Source organism: Methylomonas sp. Kb3 (assembly GCF_002834115.1).
Taxonomy (GTDB): Bacteria; Pseudomonadota; Gammaproteobacteria; order Methylococcales; family Methylomonadaceae; genus Methylomonas; species Methylomonas defluvii.
This window is the reverse complement of the sequence record NZ_PIZT01000067.1, coordinates 241,451-262,476: the sequence shown is the minus strand read 5'-3', so window position 1 is coordinate 262,476 and position 21,026 is coordinate 241,451. Positions and strand designations below refer to the sequence as shown.

The window sequence follows — 21,026 nt, the reverse complement described above, 5'->3', positions numbered from 1 at the left end:
TTTTCAAAAGGACTGAATAGGCTTGGACGGCACAGGGATGTGCACCTTCATTCGCCGATGCCCAGGTTTTCTTATGCCTAATCGGCACGTTGTCATTCCTACACAAGGCAATACGCATGTATCAACGCAAAATTTCCGCTCGTCATTGGCTGATTTTTGGTCTGACTTTCTGTTTGTCGGCATTGACACAGCCGACTTGGGCCGCTGTTACTTCCAGTCAGTTTGGTCTAGGCGGCTTTCTCAATCCGGGAAGTCCCGCCAGCTTCGATCTGGCGGCTTTGGAAAATTACGCAGCCACTCACTCCGGCGCGCAAAAAACCGTGACATTGAGCAACGGCGATGTCTACACCGGCGTGTCCCTGAGTGCCTTTCTCGGTAGCTTTCTGAAAACTGATACCACGGTGCCGAAAAACGACATCCTGCGCGACTATGTGGTCGCTAGCGGCACGGATGGTTACAAGGCGGTATTTTCGCTGGCGGAAATGAATGCCGCGTTCGGCAATCATAACGACATCATCGCTTACAAACTCAATGGGGCCAATCTAATCGGCACTGGCTTTGCTCGCATTGTGGCGCCGGATGATGTCAAAGCGGGCCGATGGGTATCGAATCTGTACAGTCTGCAAGTTGGTCATATCGATTACGCACCTGCAGTAGGTGGCGTGTCTGGACAATTCACCGTCAACGGTGAGGTTGCCAGCGCCGTTAGCTACGATGTCACCAGCCTAGCTGCCGCGCTACCTGCCAAGATCGTTAACGTGAATACGCCACCATTAACCGGATCGTCGTTTACCGGCGTTTCTTTATGGGATCTGCTGAATCTATCCGGCATCGTGACCAATCCTGGCGTAAAAAACGACATTCTTGGCAAGTATGTTGTCGCTACCGGTAGCGACGGTTATCAGGCGGTATTTGCGCTGGGCGAGCTTAACCCCAATTTTGGGAATATCTCGGTCTTGGTCGCTTACGCCGATGGTTCGGGCAATTCCTTGGGCAATAAAGGCTTTGCGGAATTGGTAGTACCCGGCGATGTAGCCAAGGGCGGACGCTATGTTTCCAATCTCACAAGCTTAACTGTGGTCAGCACCGTACCGTTACCGGGCAGTGTTCTGTTTATGTTCAGCGGCTTGCTGGCATTTGGGCTTCGTAGACACCGTAAGCCGTCTTAACTATAGAGGCGGTCGACATATGAAATTATCCAACGAGGATGTCAAGCTGTTGTGCTGCGCGGTGTTGATTATTCTAGTGATGGGCTTGTTAAGCCAGCCGGTGCCGGCCGCTGATAACAACCGACAAACGGAAGTGGCCGAGCGCGGCGCTAAAGTCATGCCGTTCTCGTTGGCGCAAACCCAGCATCAATTCAGCAAAACCGCAACGGGCGGCATGCAGCGGGTAATTGCCAGGGATGATTTAAACCTGGAACAAGTCTGGTTGATCAGGCAGCATCTTGAGCAACTGGCAGCGAGTTTTAAACAGGGCGATTTTTCCGGGCCGGAGTCTATCCACGGTGCCGATATGCCGGGCTTGGCCGGAATGCGCGGCGCCAAACCCGGTCTGCTGCAAATCGACTATACAGCGGAAGCCGCCGGCGCCAGTCTGACCTTCCAGAGCCGCGACCCGCAATTGATCAAAGCCGTTCACGACTGGTTCGATGCGCAACTGCACGACCATGGGCACGATGCGATGGATATGCACTGTCCGCATCATCAATAAGGTCTTGAAAAATGTTGCCGAACTTTCCAGGAATCCCCCTATGCGTAATGCTTTAAAACTGGGCTTATGCCTGCTCCTGTTGCCAGCACTCTGCCAAGCCTGGTGGGATGATGACTGGGATTCCCGTCGCCAAGTCGCGGTGGATGCGGCAGCGACCGGCGCCGATATTCAGGAGACGCTGAGCGATGTGCCGGTACTGGTGCGGCTGCACGCCGGTAATTTCGGCTACTTTGCCGAGCTGGCCGAAAACGGCCGTGATTTGCGATTTTTAAAAGACGACAAAACCCCGTTGGTGTACGACGTCGAACAAATCGACGTGTTGAGCGAGATCGGTCTGGTCTGGGTGAAGTTGCTGCAATTGCGCGGCGGGGTGAGTAGCGACGACTTCTGGTTGTATTACGGCAACGCCAACGCCCCGGACGCTTCGGATCCTAAAAATCTCTACGATGTCGCTCAAGGCCTGGTGTATCACTTTAAAGACGGCGAAGTCCTGCCGCAGGACGCCACCGCCTACGCCAGCCATGCCGCCGATTCCAAAGCCACGATTCAACCCGCCGGCTGGATCGGTGCCGCCGCCCAGTTCACCGGTGCCGGCCCGTTACAGGTCAATCCCGCGCCGCAGCTAGCCATCGCGCCAGACAAAGGCTGGACCTTTTCCACCTGGCTAAAGCTCGACCAGCCGCAGAACGGCGCGAATCTATTGGAAGCCCGCGAAGGCGGCAATGGCATCGACTTGGTAATAAAAGGCAGCGCATTATCGGCGCGCTGGACCGGCCCGGCCGGCGCTGTGACTACCGCCCCGGTCAACCTAACCCAGGGCAAATGGCAACACATCGCCGTCACCGCCATTGCTGACAAACTGGCACTGTACGTCGATGGTATGCCGGTCGGCAATGCCGCGATCACGCTGACTACCGTCAACCCGGCTATCGCCATTGGCCGCAATCTGGTCGGTTTGCTCGACGAAGTGCAAATCGCCGCCACAGCCCGCAGCGCCGACTGGCTAAAACTGAGTTTTCGCAGCCAAAGCCCGGATTTCTCGGTATTAAGTTACGGCCAGGACGAAACCAACAGCAGCGGCGACGGGCATTTCATGGTCATCGTGCAAAACGTCACCGTCGACGGCTGGGTGGTGATCGGATTGACCTTGATCATGCTGGTGGTAGCGGTGATCGTCATGGTCAGCAAAACCTTAGTGATCAACCGCATTGCCAAGGATAACCGCGCCTTCCTAGTCCAGTATCGCCAGCTCGATCCCAACAAACTCAGCACGCTGGACCAGGAGGAAACCGCCGAAGACCAAGAACTGGCAGACTCCGACTTGCTCACGGCTTTGGTCGGCAAACATGACCACTTCCAAAGCTCGACTTTGTATCACCTGTATCACACGGCAATCCATGAATTGAACAAGCTGCAAGGCGGCGACGGCCAAGTGGTGACCCGCGAAGCGTGGGACTATCTGCGAGTAAAGCTGGATTCGCAAATCGTTACCGAAAGCCAGCGCCTGAATAGCAATATGGTGCTGCTGACCATTGCCATCGCTGGCGGCCCTTTCCTGGGTTTGCTGGGTACAGTGGTGGGGGTGATGATTACCTTCGCGGCGATTGCCGCCAGCGGCGATGTCAACATCAACGCCATCGCCCCCGGTATCGCCGCCGCGCTGCTGGCCACCGTGGCCGGTCTGGCCGTGGCGATTCCCGCCTTGTTTGCCTACAACTACCTGTTAACCAAAATTAAGGACATCACGGCCAACATGCGGGTGTTCAGTGACGAATTTCTGGCCGTGTTGTCTATGCGCGCCGCCCAACAACCGCTGGGAGCGTAAGTCATGAGATTAGAAGAAGAAGGCAAGATATATGACGACATTAACATCACTCCGATGTTGGACGTGGCCTATGTGCTATTGCTGATTTTCATCATCATGACCACTGCTACCGTGCAGGGCATCACCGTCAACCTACCCAAGGCCAGCAGCACGCCGTCCTTGTCCAAACCTAAAACCAAGGCCATCTCGATTACCCCGGACGGCAGCATCTATCTCGATACTTACCCGGTATCGCTTCAGGAACTGGAAACCCGGCTGGCGCAATACAAGGCCGCAATTCCGGATTTACCGGTCATTGTGAAGGCCGATGCCAGTGTGCAATATCAAAAAGTAATTGAAGTGCTGGATGTGGTGACCCGGTTGCAGATCAATCAGTTGGGCTTGGTGACGCAGAAGTTGGTGAAGTAGGGCGGCGGTACTTGCTCAGGCGGAACATCTCGTAGCGGCAACAGAACTATCAAAGATTTATGAATAACAAATACGCATGGCTACGCCGACTGCCGGTGTTGCTGGGAATGGGTTTGAGCCTGCTGATATTGCTAGCGGTTTGGCTGCTGCAGGATAAATTTCGTAAACCACCGCAAACCAAAAAGGTGATGCAGCAAATTACCATGATTCAACCGCCGGCACCTTTGCCGCCAGAGCAACAGCCTGCGCAGACGGAGGAGGTAAAGGAAGAAGTGCTTGATGTCCCTGAGCCCGCACCAGAACCGGAGCCTTCGCCGGAGCCTGAATCGGACCAGACCCCGTCCGCGGAAGAGCTGGGGCTGGACGCCGACGGCACGGCCGGCAGCGACGGCTTTGGCTTGGCCGCGCACAAAGGCGGACGCTCTATCTTGGGCGGAGACGGGGGTGGTGGCAATGCCATCCTCTGGTATGGCGGGCAGATTCAACGCCAAGTGGAGAATGGCTTACAGGATTTGTTGGCCGACACGGCCGCCAGCCGAGCCGGTTATAGCGTGATTTTGGAGGTTTGGGTCGGTGCGGATGGCGGGATTAGCCGCAGCGAACTGTCCGGAGGTAGCGGCAAGACAGATGTCGACCTGGCAATTCGCGCCGTCTTGCCGCGCCTGCGCGCGAGCATCGGTAGGCCGCCGCCGGAAAACATGCCGCAGCCGATTCGGATCAGACTCAACTCCAGGGTTTAGAGGCGCAGGGTTTTGCGTCATTGCGAGAACCTTGCTTAATTTCGGCAAATTTCAAGACACTTTATAAACGAATAAACCACGATGAATATCCCAACTAAATCCCTGGTTGTTCTGCTGTTCGGCAGCCTTACGGTGATGACTCGCGCCACGCAAGCTGCCGATGAGACGATTTCGGTTAAGAAATCGACATTGGTCAATCTGGTCGATTTGTTGGTGCAGCGGGGCGTGATCAACAAAGAGGAGGGGCAAGGTCTGGTTAGTGCCGCCGAACAGGAAGCGGCTGAAGCGGCCAAAGTCAACGCGGTCCAAGCCAAAAACGGCAAAACGCTAAGTCATGGCGAACAGCCAGCTGAAAGCATGCCGGCAGCAGATGTGGAGATGCCTGCTGAGATGATCAAGGGAAAAGCCGGCAAAATCAAGCATGTCGGCTATGTGCCGGAGTTTGTGAAAAAAGAAATCCGCGACCAGGTCCGCGCCGAACTGAACGCGGACGTGTTGCAAGACGTCAAGCAGGACGCTAAAACCGAAGGTTGGGGTATTCCCGGCGCGTTGCCGGAATGGGTGGCGGCGATTCATCCCAGCTTTGACATGCGCATCCGTTTTGCCGACGATTTTTATGGCAAGGCCAACGAAGGTGGCGTCGACAATGTCGGAATCGATACCAACGGTAACTTCTTCGGCCCGTATAACTGGTTGTCTATTAACAGAGCCGGCAATACCCCGCAAGGTGGCCTGAACCGGCAGGTCGCTTTAAACCCCAACGAAGCGATTCTAAATACCCAAAAAGATCGCCTGCGCTTGCGCGAGCGGTTTAGATTGGGATTTGAAGCCAATATTGCCGATGGCTTGAAAGCTGGCATCCGCTTTGCGACCAGCAATATCAACAACCCGGTATCCAATGATCAGACTCTGGGCAACACCGGGCAGTCCTATCAGTTTGCTATCGACCGCGCCTATCTGCAATACGATTTCCTGGACGCGCGCAAAACCAACTGGTTTAGCCTGTACGCCGGGCGCATCATCAATCCATTTGTCTCCACCGACATAGTTTTCGATCCCGACTTGAGTTTCGAAGGGGTGGCCGGCAGTTTTCGTTTGCCGTTTAATCGCGGAGCCAATAAGTTGGCCGGCTACAAAGCGCCGAACCCGACAGCGCGTTTCGGCATCAACCAGGGTCAGCAAACGCCGGACGCCCTGTTTTTAACGTTGGGAGTATTTCCGTTGCAGGACATTGATGTCTCGGTCAACGACAAATGGCTATACGCCGGTCAGGTTGGTGCGGACTGGTTGGTATTCAACGATTCGCGCTTGAATCTGGCGGTGTCCTATTACGAATTCCAGAACGTCAACGCCCGTCCCAATCCGCTTGGTAGTCATACTTACGATTGGACTGCACCGCAGTTTGTGCAAAAAGGCAACTCCATGGTGGCTATCACCGATTTCAATACCTTGAACGGCACATGCGACGATACGGTGGGCTGTTTGTTTGGCTTAGCTTCTGAATTCAAAGTGTTCAATGCCACTGCGATGTTCGATTATGCCGGCTTCGACCCTGTGCACGTGTTGTTGACAGCCGATTACGCCAGGAATCTGGGATTCGATAAACAACGGATAGCCGCCGAGTTTCTGAACGGCATCGTCAACTACACGGACAACAAACCGCACACTACGGCGTATCAACTCCGCGTGGATGTCGGCCAGCCGGAAGTCAGGCGCTGGGGCGATTGGAGTGTCAATATGGCCTATCGTTATGTGCAACGCGATGCGGTGCTGGATGCGTTTACCGATTCTATTTTCCACCTTGGCGGTACCAACGCCAAGGGTTGGGTGGCCGGCGTGCAATACGGTTTGGCGCGGAATACTTGGCTGAATCTACGCTGGTTAAGTTCGGACGCCATCGACGGACCGAAATACAGTATCGACACTTTAAATGTCGATCTGAATGCACGGTTCTAAGGAGATAAGTCATGATCAAGCAAAAAACGCCGACCTTGATTTATTTGCCGTGCTTGATACTGGTAATGATGTTGGCGGGTATTGAAAGCGGTCGAACGGAGCCTAAACCCGTAACGCCAGGTGGCGAAGCCATCAAAAAAGCCCAAGGCATGATTCGCCAACTCAGCCAAGAAAAATATGCGCTGGAGGCCGAAAAAACCGCTTGGCTCGCCGAGAAAGCCGCGCTGGATACCAAACTGAAAAACCTGGAAGCAGCGGTCAGCAGATTGCAAGCCTTGCAAGCCGAAGTGGAACGCTATAAATCCGGCCTGGAAACGGTGCGCAGCAATCTTGAAGCGCAATTGGGCCAACAACGCCAACGCGAACAGGCTTTGCTGCAAAAGCATAACGAAGTGGTCGGCAAGGCCCGCGACATTCGCGAAGACAACAGATTGTTAGTGCAAGCCGTGAAAGAGCGTGAACAGTGGATAGAGCAATGCACGGGTGTCAATCAACAGCTACGCACTATCAATCTGGAGGTATTGAAGCAATATAAGGACAAAAGCCTGCTGCAACAGTTGGCCGAGCTGGACCCCTTGACCGGTATCGGTCAGGTGCAAACCGAAACGGTAGCGGAAGAGTATCGCTATAAATTGCAGCAGTTGAAGATCACCCCGTTTGAAGCGACTCAGCCTGTCGTTATGTCCAACACTCGCGCGAATGGCGGGGCTGAGCCTGTCGAGCCGTCGACACTAGTGCCGGACGCTGGAGGAATTCAAGATGACCAGAGCCCTGCAAACCGGAACGCCTCGGGGGTCGCAAATTGAGACGCGAAGCGTTACTGACCGCGATAAGCCTGGTCTTGACCGGAACAGCTGTCGTCCATGCTGCGGATGTGGTGCAAAATCCTGCCGCGCAACCTCAAAATTCGGCAAATTCGGGTGGTTCGGCTGAAACAGCGGCGCAAAGGTCAGGCGAGCAACAACCGCGTTTCGACGTGCTGGATTACCAGATCGAAGGCAACAGCGTGTTGGATGACGAAGCCTTGGAACGGGCAGTGTATCCGCATCTTGGGCCGGACAAAACTGTCGAGGACGTAGAGAAAGCTCGGGCCTCCTTGGAAGAAGCCTACCGCAACGCCGGCTATCCGAGCGTGGTGGTGGCAATCCCGGAACAAAATGTGGAAGGAGGGGCCGTGCGCTTGAGCGTGGTGGAAGGCACTATCGAGATTTTGCACATCAGCGGTTCGCGCTATTACGCGCTGGGCAAGATCCGCGACAGCCTACCGGCCCTGGCCGAGGGTCAAGTGCCGCACATGCCCAAGGTTCAGGAACAGATGAATACCCTGGCGCAGCAATCGGTTGATCGTAACGTGACACCAGTTTTCCGGGCCGGCTCGACGCCGGGCAAAATGGAAGTGGAGTTAAAGGTCAAGGACGAGCTGCCATTGCACGGCAATCTGGAAATGAACAGCCGTAACTCCGAACATACCAGCTACACCCGATTGTTAGGTTCCCTGCGTTACGACAACCTGTGGCAGAAGTTTCATAGCGTGTCCATGCAATATCAAGTGTCGCCGGAAATCAGCGACGAAGTCCTGGTCTGGTCCGGCACCTACGTGCTGCCGACCGGTTGGGCCGATACTCGTCTGGCTTTATACGGCATCGGCATCAGTTCCAATACCCAGCTCGGCGTCAGCGTCGGCGGCCTGTCCGTGGTCGGCGCCGGCTCGATTTACGGCGCCAGGCTGGTCAAGCCTCTGCCGGGTTCATCCGAGAATATTCTGCATAGCCTGAGTTTTGGCTTTGATTACAAAAGCTTTGATCAGCAGATAGCCAGTCTGACCGAAAGTGCGCCGATAAGCTATGCCTCGTTCATGACCGGCTATGACGGCAGTCTGCGCCACGAAGGCAGCGTCACTGCCTTGAGTCTCGCCGCGCATTTCTCGGTGCGTGGCCTGGGCAACGACGCGCAGCAGTTTGCCAACAAGCGTCTCGATGCCGAACCGAATTTTCTTTATTTAACTGGCGACCTGAAGCACCAGCAGCGTTTGCCGCTGGATTTTCGACTGTTAGCCCGAGCCGGCGGCCAGGCCAGCATGTCGGCCTTGATCAGCAACGAACAGTTCTCGGCGGGCGGCCCACTTAGTGTGCGTGGCTACCATCAAACCGAGTTGCTGGGTGATCACGGCGTAAATCTGTCACTGGAATTGCAAACACCGCACTTATTGCCGACTGTCTGGGAAGACAGCCAAAATCTGCGCCTGCTGACTTTCTTTGATTGGGCCAATATCTGGACCGATAATCCCATCGCGCCGACTCCGGCCTCCGCGCACCTGGCTGCAACCGGCATCGGTCTGCGTACGCAGTGGTTCAAACATTTACTTGGTGAATTGGACTGGAGCTATCCATTTTACCGGCATGGTAGTATCGAACCCGGCCATCAGCGGATTGATTTTAGGCTTGTTTATGAGTTCTAGAAACTGATATCTAGAATCGTAATCCTAAGCGCCTCTGTCGACTCGCAGAATAAAATGCACTGGATAGAATTTCGATTTAGCGCGTCCTACGATGTATTATGATTAGTCATCGTTGTCACCGTTCGTTGAAAAGGTATGAAATCTACAGAGATAGAATCGGACGCCTCGCTTCCCCACCTAAAAATAACTCTGCGTTTGCTACATTTCGATGAAATTGCCATGGGGCCAGGCAAAGCCGAGTTGCTGGAGGCGATTCAGAAGACTGGTTCTATCGCTGCGGCAGGTAAATCCATGAATATGAGTTACCGGCGAGCCTGGATGCTTGTGGACGTGATGAATCGGAGTTTCTCGGAGCCGCTGGTTCAGGCTGCCAGGGGGGGGAAGCATGGTGGTGGCACGATGCTAACACCTTTGGGGCACCAAGTATTGGATCACTACACTAAAATGGTCACCGCTGTAAACCACGCTGCCCAGGCATATTTACCTATTTTTTCAGGATTAATGTCGAAGCAGACAACTGAAAACAACGTAGATTAATAAATCGCTATCTTAGGATGTTATTGAACAAGAAAGGATGACTGCCTAATTGCGGGTTATCGATAAAATGGGTTCGATAAATCCGGTTGAAAAACAGGTAGGTTTTGAGCCATAAGGGGCGCGGTAATTCAGAACGTGCTACGTCTCATGGCTCCTCAAGCTCCGACTACCCTTTCACGCCGGCGAGGCCTGGGCTGAGTGAGCACTAGTGTGAATGATTGTCCCAACGTGTTCGCCTCGCAAAGCAGCGGTGAGCCGACCCGGTACTAGCCCATTCACAATTTGCACGTGCTCAAGGTGGCGTGCGGTTGCCATCACCTCAAGAAGCGCTCTGTCAAACGGCAACGTGCCCTGATGCGATACCAGATCGGCGACAGTTGTCTCTCGAACAAATTGCACTTTTTCTCCGTCGGGGCCTTTGGGATCGCCGGAGTATAAGCCATCGACGTCTTCCACGATGGTGAGACCAGCCGCCCCTAGCGCGTCGGCGAGCAAGAATGCGCCGGTATCAGCCCTATGCGTCGGAATTCGCGAGATGGGAAACTCGTGATGATGATACGGTGGAAAGGCACTGCCGACGACCGCACGAGCCGCAGAAAGGTGAATAGCAAGTTGGCTTTCGATAGTGGGGTGTTCTACGTAAGAAACCCCCTCAGGTGCCAGTAAAGACGCAAGAATATGACCGTTTTGGCCGGCCTCACTTGCCGCGAGTGGGGCTAACGATCCAACCGGGAGACCCAGATCAAGGCCGACGCTATAGAGGTGTCGTGCACGGATACCCGCGCCAGTCAGGATTAACAGACGGTGCTCGGGCAATAGTTTGCGAAGCTCGTCAACGATAGGCAGAATCGCATCTGCACCGCGATCCATAATGGCGCGGCCGCCAATCTTAACGACTTGCAGCCAAGGCAAGAGCCGAATCGGGCGCACACCGGCAACAGGGCGGGTAAGCTCGTTGTCCTGTAGGGTTTGGCGCGCTAGTGGCGAGGCAACGTGCTTGATAGTATTTGTGGTTTCAGACATGACAGTAACTCCCTAACTCGCAGTGATGATGGTGCCGACGTGCTCGCCAGCGAGGGCGCGGGTCAGATTGCCGGGGACAAGACCGTTCACAATTTGTACTTGACGAATGTGACGAGCAGTATTCAACAAGTCGAGCATAGGAAATTCAAGAATCGAATCGTGAAGCCCCTTCGCTTTCATTTCGTCAACCGAGATCTTCGGAATGAAGGTAGCGTTTTTCGATGTCTTGGGATTTGCGGTGTAGAGACCGTCTTCGTCCTTGACGAAAATCATAGCTTTACAGCCGAACTGTTCGGCGAGCAGAAAGCAGCCTGCATCGGTGCGATACGGCGGGATAACACCTTCTACGGGAGGGCGCGTCCAAAGTTTGTAAGGGGGCATGCCGCTAAAGATGACCGCATTCACCTCGGCAAGATAAAGCGGCACCGCCGAGAGTCCCGCCCCCTCAACTGCGGAGATTCCGTGCTTGGCGAGTAGTTGTCCCAGCATTATTGCATTCTGATCAGCAACCGAAGAGCCCAACTGCGAAAGCACGCCTGCTGGCAGGTTAAGCCCGGCAGCGATGGAATAGAGGTGTCTGGCCCGCGTGCCCGCGCCAGTGCCAATAAGCAGTTTATGGGCTTTGCGGGCCTCGACAATTTCGTCCACAAGTGGGTAGACTGCCGAACGGCCACGGTCGATGATGCTCTGCCCCCCGATCTTTATCACTGTCGCGTCAGGTAGAATCCTGAATTCCTCTGCCTCTTCCGCTGCAGCTAGAAGCTCCGCGTCTGTCAGTGAACGCTGCATGAGGAGTTCTTCGAGCTTAGATGTTGTTGCGTTGGTCATGCCTGATCCCCGTTATCTCCACTATTCACTGCAATAATTTTCGGAGGAGTCTAGTGTTGCTCCGACAGCCCCGAGGTAAAATTTCCAAGGCCTAGCTTTCACGAGATATTTCAGTGCTTGTCAGACGTGCCTGAAATATCCGCATGCCTATGGAATTAGTACAAACTAGACACTCATTCTATTACACGTTTGAAAGCAAGACCACACGGAACCTTGTTATCACTGCTTCCACATCCCTTTTATATCAGAAATTGCTCGATGATATATCGTGCCGGATTACTAATGCAGATATGTAAAGATGTGGAATGGCTAAAAATAGAAGTACTGCACACCGCGATATTAAGAGCCGTGGCTGGATTCGGTTTGGCGTGTCTGCATGAGGATATGATTGCGCAGCATGTGTTTAAGGCAGACTTTTGTCTGTACTTCAAGACTGGTGTCTATCGTTCCCAGGTCATCACTTGTATTATCCGGACGCCCGCAATCTTCCTCCACGTTCCAACTAGTGGTCGAAACATTGCGCTATCGGGGTAAAATTCTTAAATGTCGGCTTTCAGGCTTCGACTTGCCATTCATATTATCAACTTGATCGACAGGTAATGGCCGAAGTCTGTCTTCCCTCGTAAGCCAACATCAAATGGTAAAGTCCTAATGTGTAATTCCAATAGCAAGTAGCCTCGATGGAATCGAGGATTCGAAGGCCAACACCTTTAAAATTTGCCGAGGTTAGTCTAATGACGGATGGTCGACACCCTCGATTTCGCTAACGCTGCATCGAGGCTACGCAAGACCAGCTCCGGATCAGGCAGCTATGCATTCCACTAGGATCAATGAAGCCAAAGCGCGATGGTCAGCTAATGGCCGTTTGCCGCTCCAATAAAGGTCCAAGCATTCAGACCCGCAAGCAATTTTTTCTCCGCGTATGCGCGCATCATTTATTTCTACTGCCCAGCAGATAATCAAACCCCGGCCAGGTGACGCACCAGTTGCCGGAGTCTGGCTGGGTGTGATGTTGGTAATGCCAGGGTAAATGCTGTTTAGCCCAGTCAGGGTCGAGATGGGCTTTGCGGTGCAGAATGTAATAAAGCGTCAACGAGCCGTATAAACCCATCACGAAAATCGGCCGATACCAAATTAGCGGCAGATGCGCCATGACAATGGCGGCCAATACCGCCAACTCCTTGGTTTGCGCATTCCAGGTCGATAAGTCCAAATGGCGATAGCCGGGATCCAGCATCTGGTGTTTAGCGCAGATCGCATGGTGTTCAAACCAATGGTAGGCCCAAATGCTGCCCGGCTGTTTGCCTAAGCGATGCAAGATGAATTTGTGCATCAGCCATTCGCCGAGATTGGCGTACAGAATGGCCAGTAAAAATTGTAGGCTCACTGAGATCATGGTTCGGCTGGGGCTAATGGTTTGTAGTGGGGATTATCTTCACCCGGTTTGCCGTGCTCGGGATAGTTGTTTTATTCCTGCTGCTTTGGTCGTGTACTTTTGGTTCCAGCTCTTACCATTTTCCAAATGGTGTTCCATTTTTAATCCGATTTTAATGACTTCTGCACCAGCAATTTCCAAAAGCTCTGCTAAAAATTAATACCATTATTTGATTGAGGCACGGAATTTAGCCGGCCAGTTTGCTGTAGATCGCTTTTTTCGATTTTTATCGGCGGATAGCTTCACAAAATCGACTTGCGTACAGTAGACCTATGTACTAGGCTATGCTACCGCTCAAGTGGGGGAGGAGAAATGGCTTCGTACCGGGGAGTGACCGGCGCGCTGTTGGCGTTGGAATCGTTCTTGACCAGCAGATTACCTGCCGAGCTGAGCAGCGAGCCCACCAATGCCCAAGCAAAACTGCTGGGCAGCGCCGACATTGCCAATATCCTCACCGGCAATTTGCTGGGTATTTACCTGCATCGCATCACCATCGATCCGCACGGCCGGCAGCGCACCTTTGCGTCGCGCGGTTCCGACCAAAACGCCCCGCAAGCCGAACTGCCGGTCAATCTGCATTTCCTGTTAATCGCCAACGCTGCCAGCGCCACCATCGAAGCCGATCTTTTGAGTTGGGCCATGGTCGAGCTCGCCAACGAATGTCAGCTCGACATCTCGCATATTCAAGACATCGACGACGAATGGGGCCAGGCGGAAGTGCTGAATATCGCCCCGGACGAGATGACTACCGAGGATTTGATGCGCATCTGGGATGTCTTCAAATCGCCTTATACCAGTACCGTACCCTATGTGGCGCGCACCGTGCGCCTGCGGCTGCGTCGGCCGCGTACGGAAGGTCCGCCGGTTAGTACTCGGGTATTTCCGGGAGGCAAGGTATGAAAGCCGTCAAGGTTCTGGAAACCAATATCCTCTACGCCAGCGATGTGATCTATTGGCTGGACGGTAGCAGCGCCGCGCAGGAAGCCGATATGCGGCGGCTCAGCGAAGCCGTTGTGTTGCAACTCGATACCCGCCCTGCGGATCTGCAATTTTTACACACGCCAGGTAAAACGGCCTTTTGGCGGCGATCAGCCGGTAAAACGGTGCAAGGCGTGCCCAGCGAGGCGGATAAGCTGCGCCCGGCTGAAGCCGCATACATCATCGCGGGCTCAGTGGCGGATAGTCAAAGCCGCTATATCCCGCGCCGTTTTGCAGTTCAAGTCGGCAATGCCGCCGGACACAGCTTGGTGCTTTATCCGACCCCTTTCGGTACCAAGCTCGGCCGCGGCGGAGGTTTGCGCGGCACGCTGAGGTTTACCGGCAGTAATGCGCCGGCTATCTGGGCATTGCTGACGCTGACGGTCAATCTGGGCGTCGGCGGCAATTTGATCTGCCGTGCCCAAGCCGACGCCAATGGTGATTTCATTATCGCGATGCACCGCCTGCCGCCCTTACCGGAAGGCGTAACCGAATACAACGCGACACTGAGCATTGCGGCCTCGGCTGCGGCCAGCGCCGCGCTACCGGTCGACCCGGCCGACTTGCAGCCGATGCTGCTCGGCGCTATTAACGCCAACAGTTTTGCCGCCGCACTAGCCCTGACCGTGGTGCCGGGCGACTTGAGTTTAATCCGGTCCTTTAATCGGGATCATCTTGCCGTTCAACCCAATTGAGTCATCCATGAGTTGAGTTCGTCCTTTAAACGCTGGTCCACATAAAAATTAAGGAGGGGAGCATGCCTGAATATCTTGCACCGGGTGTGTTTGTAGAAGAAGTTAGCTTTCGCGCCAAATCGATCGAAGGGGTGGGGACCAGCGTCACGGCGGTGGTCGGTCCTACCCGTTTCGGGCCGTTGCGGGGCAATCCCGAGGTAGTGACTAGCTTTGGCGAATTCACCCGCATCTACGGCGACATCCAAAATCTGACGCTGGCCGGCGTATCCGTACTTAACCATACTGCGATCGCCGCGAAAGCCTTTTTCGACGGCGGCGGCAAACAGCTCTATGTGTCGCGGGTCGGCAATTTTCCGCAAAACGTGCCGGGCATATCAACGCGGTCCGTGCCGAATGTGTTGAGTTTCAGCAGCCGCTTTCCCGGAGCGATGGGCGATTTCACGCTGGAACTCCTGTGGCGCGATAGCGAAAATCTGTTAAAGACCGAGGCTACCTCGGCGCCCGCCGAAGGCGAGGTGGTGTTTCTGAATGCCACCGGCCTGACCAATGCGGTGCGCTCGGCCGGTATCGCCGCGCAATTCCCCGACGAACGCTTTCCTTTAAATGTCCGCGCCCTGGTGCGCCGGGAAGGCGATCATTTCGTCATCGTCAATAACCGCTGCGAACTGGACACCGCCGACGATGTCGCAGCGGGCGGTACCGCCTTACGTCCCAACGGCCAGGCCGACGGCAGTCAGGGCGTATTGATGACGGCCGGTTTGGTAAACGGTCCGGGCGTTGCAGTCAGCTACACCCGGGTGTTTGCGAAAAATCCCAGCAGCGGGTCCTTGGCTAACGGCACGTCAGCAGTCTTGACCCTGAGCGCGGAAACCAATCTGTCGGTGTATACCGGCGCGGCGCATTGGGGCACACTGACCGCGCTGCGCGGTACGTTAAATGCGGCCGGCAGCGAGTTTGTGGTGGACGGCGGCGGTTTGAATGTGGGCGTCAATGCCGACATAACCTTGCCGTTGGCGGCTTTGGCTGCTGCACCTAATACGGTAAGGGCGGTAGTGGTGCAGCACAATTTCGATATTGCCGTGCATGCCGGCGGCCGCAACGGCCCGGTAATTTACAGTTACGGCGATATTTCCAGCGCCCCCGACGCAAAAAACAGTCTCGGCGCCGTAATGCCCGTGACGCCGGACAAGCGTTACGACCAATTGACCAGTCCGGTCAGTTGCACCCTCAGCCCCGGTATCAGCGGCGCCGACGTGGTGGCAGCCTTGTACAGCTTGTTCGAGTCGGATGGCTTAAATCCCGGCCCCATGTCGGTTCAAGGTCCGCGTTATTTGATTAATCTGTCCGGCGGCAGCGACGGCAACGTGCCCGGCGCCGTGCAATACGGCGGCGTGGAAGACGAGGTCAACGGCAGCAGCGGTTTCGTGGCCTTGGAAAATATCGAGGATGTGTCCATCGTGATGACCCCGGCTGCGGCGGCTGACGCCACCAATCATCAAGCCATCGTCGCCGAGGTGCAAAAACACTGTCTAAAAATGCGTTACCGGGTTGGCATCGTCGATAGCCGCGACGGCATGGCGCTGTCGGAAGTGCGCGAGTTTCGTTCCAACTTCGACGATTCCAGACTGGCACTGTACTACCCTTGGGTGGTCATTGCCGATCCGCGCGGCCTGCTCAGCACTATCAATGTACCGCCGTCCGGCTTCGTCGCCGGCGTCTATGCCAATACCGACGTGCAGCGCGGCGTGCACAAGCCGCCGGCTAACGAACCGGTGATCGGCGCTTTGCGTTTTGCCCAGGAAATCAACCGCTTCCAGCAGGAATTGCTGAATCCCAACGGCATCAACTGTCTGCGCTCGTTTCCGGGGCGCGGGCATCGGGTTTGGGGCGGCCGCACTTTGTCCAGCGATCCGGAATGGAAATACGTCAACGTCCGCCGCTACTTTTTGTACCTGGAGCGTTCCATCGACAAATCCACACAATGGGCGGTGTTCGAACCGAACGGCGAGCGCTTGTGGGACAACATTCGCCAGACCGTGGAAAGCTTTTTATACAACGAGTGGGTCAACGGCCGACTGTTGGGTGGTAGCGCCAAAACTGCTTATTTCGTGCGTTGCGACCGTAGCACGATGACCCAAAACGATCTGGACAACGGCCGCTTGGTTTGCGAAATCGGCGTGGCGGCCTTGAAGCCGGCCGAATTTGTGATTTTCCGTATCGGCCAAAAAACCGCCGACGCCTGAACCCTGGACTGGAGATAAACCATGGCTACATATCGCGAAACACCCTATGGGGTGTTCAATTATCTGGTCAACCTGGGCGACGGCAGCGAAGGCGAAGTGCAGGGCGGCTTTTCGGAAGTGTCGGGTTTGAATGCGGAAGTGACGGTGGCGGAATATCGTAACGGCAACGACGCGGTCAATTACGTGCGCAAGATCCCGGCCATCAACAAGGCCGGCGACGTGACGTTGAAGCGTGGCGTGATCGGTGCGGACAACATTTACAGTTGGCTGGAGCAAATTCGCGGCGGCGATGTGACCGCCAAGCGCGATGTGGTGATCAAGCTTAAAAACGAAGATCCCACCAGCGCCAGCGCCGTGGTCACCTGGAAACTGGTCAGGGCCATGCCTATCAAATGGACCGGGCCGACCTTAACCGCCAAGGGCGGCAGCGACGTGGCGATGGAAGAGCTGGTGCTCTCCGTCGAAACCATCATCCAAAGCTAGCCGGAGCGACAGCGGATGGAATGGCTAGCCGGAGCGCGCATCGCCCTGACGCCACGGCCGGTTGAACGCCGGATCGCGGCGCTGGAAGTGGCCATGCTTGGGCATTGCCCGGGCCGGGTCAGGCTTGAGCGCCTGCTGCAATTGCCGGCAGCGCTGGAGGATATGCGCGCGGTCGGATACGGTAAGACAGTCGATGACTTGCTGCTGCCCGGTGCGGTCAGCGAACTGTACCATCTACCGATACCCTTGCAGTCCAGCGCCGAATTTCACGACATTTTCCCGGATGCGCTTACCGCCACCACCCAATATGTCAGCCTGCTGGCTGGTAATAAAGCCTGGCTGGGCCTGGCGGTTGACGATTTTTTCGCCAACGGCGGCGAAAAACTCTGGGTGGTGCGGATACCCGAAAGCTCGGGGCAAGCCGGTTTCCTGCCTGCCGACAAAACGGAATTGCACGATGTTACTACTCTTCAGGGCTTGGCTTGTGTGCTGGTCATTCCGGCTTTGGGCGTGGTGAGTTTTCCCGATTTGGAACGCCTGCAAATTCCGCCGCGTCTGCCGGATATTCCCAGGGTACGTCTGGAAAACAACGACCCGCAGTTTCTGCCTTGCACGCAAAATACCGATGACGATCACCGCGAACGCCGGTACAGCAGCGAGTTAAGCGACATGCCGCCGCCTTGGCAATTGCCGCAGGTGTTGCGCGGCATGCTGCAATTTATTAGCAGCCATCGGCCCGATCTGCAATGTCTGTTTACCTTGCCGCTGGCCTATTCCGGCGAGTTGGACAGCCCGGTGCTCGACCCGGCGGCGTGGAGCGCACTGGCCGGGTATCAAGAAAATCGGGATACGGCGCAAGCGCTGCGGCATGTGCAGTTTTTGTTTCCCTACTTGCGCGGGCCGCGCTTTGCCTTGCATAGCCCGGTTGGTTTGATCGCCGGCCAGCAGGCGGCAGCGGCGCGCCGCGACGGCCCTTGGCGCTCGATGGCGGCCAAACCCTTAAACACTGACGCCTTGCCCTACCCGCGTTTGTCCATCGCCCAAACCTTGGTGTTACGCGATAAGCCCGGCATCAGTGTGATCAACTATCGCCATTCGTTTAGCGGCGGCGCGCAACTCAGTCTCGACGACGAGCGCTTGGTGGTGCCGGCCTTACCGGTCGCCGATTATCCGTTCGACCGCCAGCGATACGACGGCTTTCGATCCGCGGAAGTGATGCGTTTCCTGGGTTTTTTGCGCCGACAATTGCAGGCTTTGGGCGAGCAATTGATCTTTAATCTGGATTACCGCGACCCGCGACCACGTTTACTGCTGGAGCAGTTTTTTCGACGCTTGTACAGCCAGGGCGCCTTGCGCGGCGCGTCTGCCGAGCAAGCCTTTTCGATCAGCGAATCGATACCGCAGGAAGGGGCGATGCTCTTCGAGATCATGCTGGCGCCGGCGTTTCCGATCGACAAGCTGTTTCTGACCTTCGCCAATCTGAATGGCGAATGGCGCTCGGAGGTGGTCGATGGCTGAAATCAGCGAATTCGTCGCCTTCCGTTTCAAGGTCAATCTGTACAACAGCGATCAGAGCAGCCTGTTGTGCAGCGGCTATTTCAGCGAAGTGACCGGCTTCGAAGCGACGATGGAACCTAAGGTCATCAACGAGGGCGGCCACAATTGGGGCGAACATCACCGCTCCGGGCCGACTAAATTCGCGCCGATTATTTTGAAACGCGGCGTCACCGACATCAACGATTTGTGGTCCTGGTTCGACATCACTACCAGCCAAGCCAATTACGGCTACCGCCTGAGCGGCGAGATTATCGTGTTCGGCAATCCCAGCGTTAGCGGCGGCAACGTCACCGATAACGCGGTGCTGGTCTGGAAGCTTAACGGGGTGTTGCCGACCAAATTCAAAGGCCCGGATTTGTCGGCCACCGCCAGCCAGGTAGCCATCGAAGAATTGCAGCTGGTGCATCAAGGCCTGGAATTGCAGCGGCCGGCGCCGGCCAGCACGCAAGGCAGGGGGGCGGCATGATAGCCATCGAACGCGGCAAACTGATTCCGGTCAACGGTGACAACGATAGTCCTGATTTGGATAACGCCATTGACGTGCAATTCAACCCATCCAGCCTGAAAGTCAGCCTGTCTAACACCTTGAAAGAAAACGCCCGCAACGGCAATAGCCGCTCGGCGCAGTTCGTCGATAAAAGCTCGTCCAATCTGACTATAGAGTTGATTTTTGATACCACCTATATCGAAGCGCCCGGCGGCGCGGGCCAGGGTAGCGGGCAAACCGCCAGCAATGCCGGCAGCAACAGCAGCGCCAAGAAAGCTATCGAGCAAGGTTCGGATGTGCGGTTGGAGACCAAAAAAATCGCCGATACCTTTATCAAGCCGATAGAAGACGGCAAAAAAATGAAAGCGCCTAAGCGCTGCTTGTTTCAATGGGGCGCGTTCGAGTTTTTGGGTTTGGTGCAAAGCTTTGACGAAACTCTGGATTTCTTTTCCCCGGAAGGCCGGCCATTGCGGGCTACTGTGTCCTTAAAGCTCAGCGAGGACCGCTACCAATTCCGTAACCGCGCCGTCGAACAAGCCGCCCGCAATACGCCCAGCTTGAGTTCCACCGGTGCCGGGCCGCAAGGCGGTTCCGGGCAAACGGCCGCGCCGGTGCCGGGCACTAGTGGCGAAGGTGCGGGCAATTGGCGAGATACCTCGCTGTTTAACGGCATAGAGTCGCCCAGAATGCCGTCGCTATCGGTGGTGGCGGTGCCTAGCCTGAGCTTGAGTGCTTCGGTAGGGATTAGCGGCGGCGTGGGATTTGGGGTAAGTGCCGGCGTCAATATCAGTGGCGGTGTCAGCGCCAATGTTTCGGCAAGCTTGTCAGCCTCGGTGAATGTTGGTGCTGGTTCTGTCAATAGTGCACGGGGGACAAAAGCGGCACCACCAGCGGTGCCATTACCAAGTCCTGCGTTCAAATTCGGCAACTCCGCCAGCCTGGGCACCGGCATCGAAGGTGCGTTTAACCCGGCTGGGAAAAAGGGCAGTCTGAATGCCGCCCATATGCAGACCGGCAGTACGTTGTTAAGACCAGCAGCAATGCAAACCGCCAGTAGCAGTCAAAGCGGGCCATCGGCCTCTGCGATGACTGGCGAGAGGCCGTTGTCAACCGCTGCAGCTAACCAAGCAGGATCAGCAACTGCGGGCCGCAAAAGTAGCGGCGTATCGGTCAGCAGTTTATTAAAAGCCTCCGCCGACACTGGCGTTGGATTCGATTGAGCAGGAATCAGACATGCCGGTATTGATAGATGAAGTGATATTAGAGGTGCAAGACGGCGTCACCGAAACCGCTGAGCAACAACCGGCCGCGCAGCAAACACCGTTGGCACCGGCTGAGATCGAGCTGGCGCAAATGTTGGAGTTGATCAGGCAGAGGCAGGAAAGGTTGAGGATTGATTGAATAGATGGGGGTGAGTGAGAGATTTGGTAATGAAGTTTTATATACCCTCACCCTAGCCCTCTCCCGGAGGGAGAGGGGATGTGTCGAAGGGTTTTAGGAGGCTTTGTGTGGCGGAAGGGTTTCCTTCCCGTATGCCGCGCCGAGCACCGGAGTTTTTGAACGGATCCGCCCGTAGGGGCGCCGCATGGATGCGGCGCGTTGCCGAAGGGGCAGGAGCCCCTTTCGGCAACCCCGTTCAAAAGCTTCGGAGCGCAGGGAA

20 protein-coding genes are annotated in these 21,026 nt (G+C 55.6%); 17 read left to right on the top strand and 3 right to left on the bottom strand.

What is annotated here, in order from left to right; all coding sequences use genetic code 11:
• Positions 1 to 116: 116 nt before the first annotated feature.
• From CWO84_RS18365 to CWO84_RS18325, 9 genes are all read left to right on the top strand, one after another.
• Positions 117 to 1,169 carry a molybdopterin-binding oxidoreductase gene (locus CWO84_RS18365; RefSeq protein WP_101054426.1) on the top strand — a complete coding sequence of 351 codons (1,053 nt, stop codon included), beginning with the start codon at positions 117 to 119 and terminating at the stop codon, positions 1,167 to 1,169.
• A 19-nt stretch (positions 1,170 to 1,188) separates the two neighbouring features.
• Positions 1,189 to 1,713, top strand: a complete 525-nt coding sequence (locus tag CWO84_RS18360; protein ID WP_033157766.1) for a hypothetical protein — start codon at positions 1,189 to 1,191, stop codon at positions 1,711 to 1,713.
• Between the two features lie 40 nt (positions 1,714 to 1,753).
• Entirely contained in the window at positions 1,754 to 3,538 is a 1,785-nt protein-coding gene (locus CWO84_RS18355; RefSeq protein WP_033157767.1) for a DUF2341 domain-containing protein, read from the top strand.
• Positions 3,539 to 3,541: 3 nt separating this feature from the next.
• Positions 3,542 to 3,946 (top strand): biopolymer transporter ExbD, encoded by a 405-nt coding sequence (locus tag CWO84_RS18350; protein WP_033157768.1) that lies wholly within the window; start codon positions 3,542 to 3,544, stop codon positions 3,944 to 3,946.
• Positions 3,947 to 4,005: 59 nt separating this feature from the next.
• Positions 4,006 to 4,686, top strand: a complete 681-nt coding sequence (locus CWO84_RS18345; protein WP_033157769.1) for a TonB C-terminal domain-containing protein — start codon at positions 4,006 to 4,008, stop codon at positions 4,684 to 4,686.
• 81 nt (positions 4,687 to 4,767) lie between these two features.
• Positions 4,768 to 6,642, top strand: a complete 1,875-nt coding sequence (locus CWO84_RS18340) for a putative porin (protein WP_101054423.1) — start codon at positions 4,768 to 4,770, stop codon at positions 6,640 to 6,642.
• 11 nt (positions 6,643 to 6,653) lie between these two features.
• Positions 6,654 to 7,448: a hypothetical protein gene (locus tag CWO84_RS18335; protein ID WP_101054419.1), complete on the top strand. Its 795-nt coding sequence runs from the start codon at positions 6,654 to 6,656 to the stop codon at positions 7,446 to 7,448.
• Complete coding sequence (locus tag CWO84_RS18330) at positions 7,445 to 9,100, top strand: ShlB/FhaC/HecB family hemolysin secretion/activation protein (RefSeq protein WP_033157771.1); 1,656 nt, start codon at positions 7,445 to 7,447, stop codon at positions 9,098 to 9,100. Before CWO84_RS18335 ends, CWO84_RS18330 begins: the two co-directional genes overlap by 4 nt.
• Before the next feature lie 135 nt (positions 9,101 to 9,235).
• Positions 9,236 to 9,637, top strand: coding sequence for a winged helix-turn-helix domain-containing protein (locus CWO84_RS18325; protein WP_225892919.1), 402 nt, complete (start codon positions 9,236 to 9,238; stop codon positions 9,635 to 9,637).
• A gap of 174 nt (positions 9,638 to 9,811) precedes the next feature.
• Here the strand turns inward: CWO84_RS18325 and CWO84_RS18320 are convergent, their stop codons facing one another.
• The 3 genes from CWO84_RS18320 to CWO84_RS18305 form a co-directional block, all read right to left on the bottom strand.
• Positions 9,812 to 10,660: a molybdenum storage protein subunit alpha gene (locus CWO84_RS18320; RefSeq protein ID WP_033157772.1), complete on the bottom strand. Its 849-nt coding sequence runs from the start codon at positions 10,658 to 10,660 to the stop codon at positions 9,812 to 9,814.
• A gap of 12 nt (positions 10,661 to 10,672) precedes the next feature.
• Positions 10,673 to 11,488 (bottom strand): uridine kinase, encoded by an 816-nt coding sequence (locus tag CWO84_RS18315; RefSeq protein ID WP_033157773.1) that lies wholly within the window; start codon positions 11,486 to 11,488, stop codon positions 10,673 to 10,675.
• A gap of 931 nt (positions 11,489 to 12,419) precedes the next feature.
• Complete coding sequence (locus tag CWO84_RS18305; protein WP_033157775.1) at positions 12,420 to 12,884, bottom strand: hypothetical protein; 465 nt, start codon at positions 12,882 to 12,884, stop codon at positions 12,420 to 12,422.
• Positions 12,885 to 13,235: 351 nt separating this feature from the next.
• Between CWO84_RS18305 and CWO84_RS18300 the strand changes: the two genes are divergently transcribed.
• The 8 genes from CWO84_RS18300 (at position 13,236) to CWO84_RS24505 (ending at position 20,767) form a co-directional block, all read left to right on the top strand.
• On the top strand, positions 13,236 to 13,823 hold the full coding sequence (locus tag CWO84_RS18300; RefSeq protein WP_033157776.1) for a DUF4255 domain-containing protein: 588 nt from the start codon (positions 13,236 to 13,238) through the stop codon (positions 13,821 to 13,823).
• Positions 13,820 to 14,596 carry a hypothetical protein gene (locus CWO84_RS18295; protein WP_033157777.1) on the top strand — a complete coding sequence of 259 codons (777 nt, stop codon included), beginning with the start codon at positions 13,820 to 13,822 and terminating at the stop codon, positions 14,594 to 14,596. The genes CWO84_RS18300 and CWO84_RS18295 overlap by 4 nt, the downstream gene beginning before the upstream one ends.
• A gap of 62 nt (positions 14,597 to 14,658) precedes the next feature.
• Positions 14,659 to 16,839 (top strand): phage tail sheath subtilisin-like domain-containing protein, encoded by a 2,181-nt coding sequence (locus CWO84_RS18290; RefSeq protein ID WP_101054415.1) that lies wholly within the window; start codon positions 14,659 to 14,661, stop codon positions 16,837 to 16,839.
• 21 nt (positions 16,840 to 16,860) lie between these two features.
• A complete protein-coding gene (locus CWO84_RS18285; protein WP_033157779.1) occupies positions 16,861 to 17,322 on the top strand; it encodes a phage tail protein in 462 nt (153 codons plus the stop codon).
• A 15-nt stretch (positions 17,323 to 17,337) separates the two neighbouring features.
• On the top strand, positions 17,338 to 18,840 hold the full coding sequence (locus CWO84_RS18280) for a hypothetical protein (RefSeq protein WP_033157780.1): 1,503 nt from the start codon (positions 17,338 to 17,340) through the stop codon (positions 18,838 to 18,840).
• A complete protein-coding gene (locus CWO84_RS18275) occupies positions 18,833 to 19,345 on the top strand; it encodes a phage tail protein (RefSeq protein WP_033157781.1) in 513 nt (170 codons plus the stop codon). Before CWO84_RS18280 ends, CWO84_RS18275 begins: the two co-directional genes overlap by 8 nt.
• Entirely contained in the window at positions 19,342 to 20,586 is a 1,245-nt protein-coding gene (locus CWO84_RS18270; protein WP_101054412.1) for a hypothetical protein, read from the top strand. The genes CWO84_RS18275 and CWO84_RS18270 overlap by 4 nt, the downstream gene beginning before the upstream one ends.
• 13 nt (positions 20,587 to 20,599) lie before the next feature.
• Entirely contained in the window at positions 20,600 to 20,767 is a 168-nt protein-coding gene (locus tag CWO84_RS24505) for a hypothetical protein (protein WP_165786375.1), read from the top strand.
• The last annotated feature ends 259 nt before the right edge of the window (positions 20,768 to 21,026 follow it).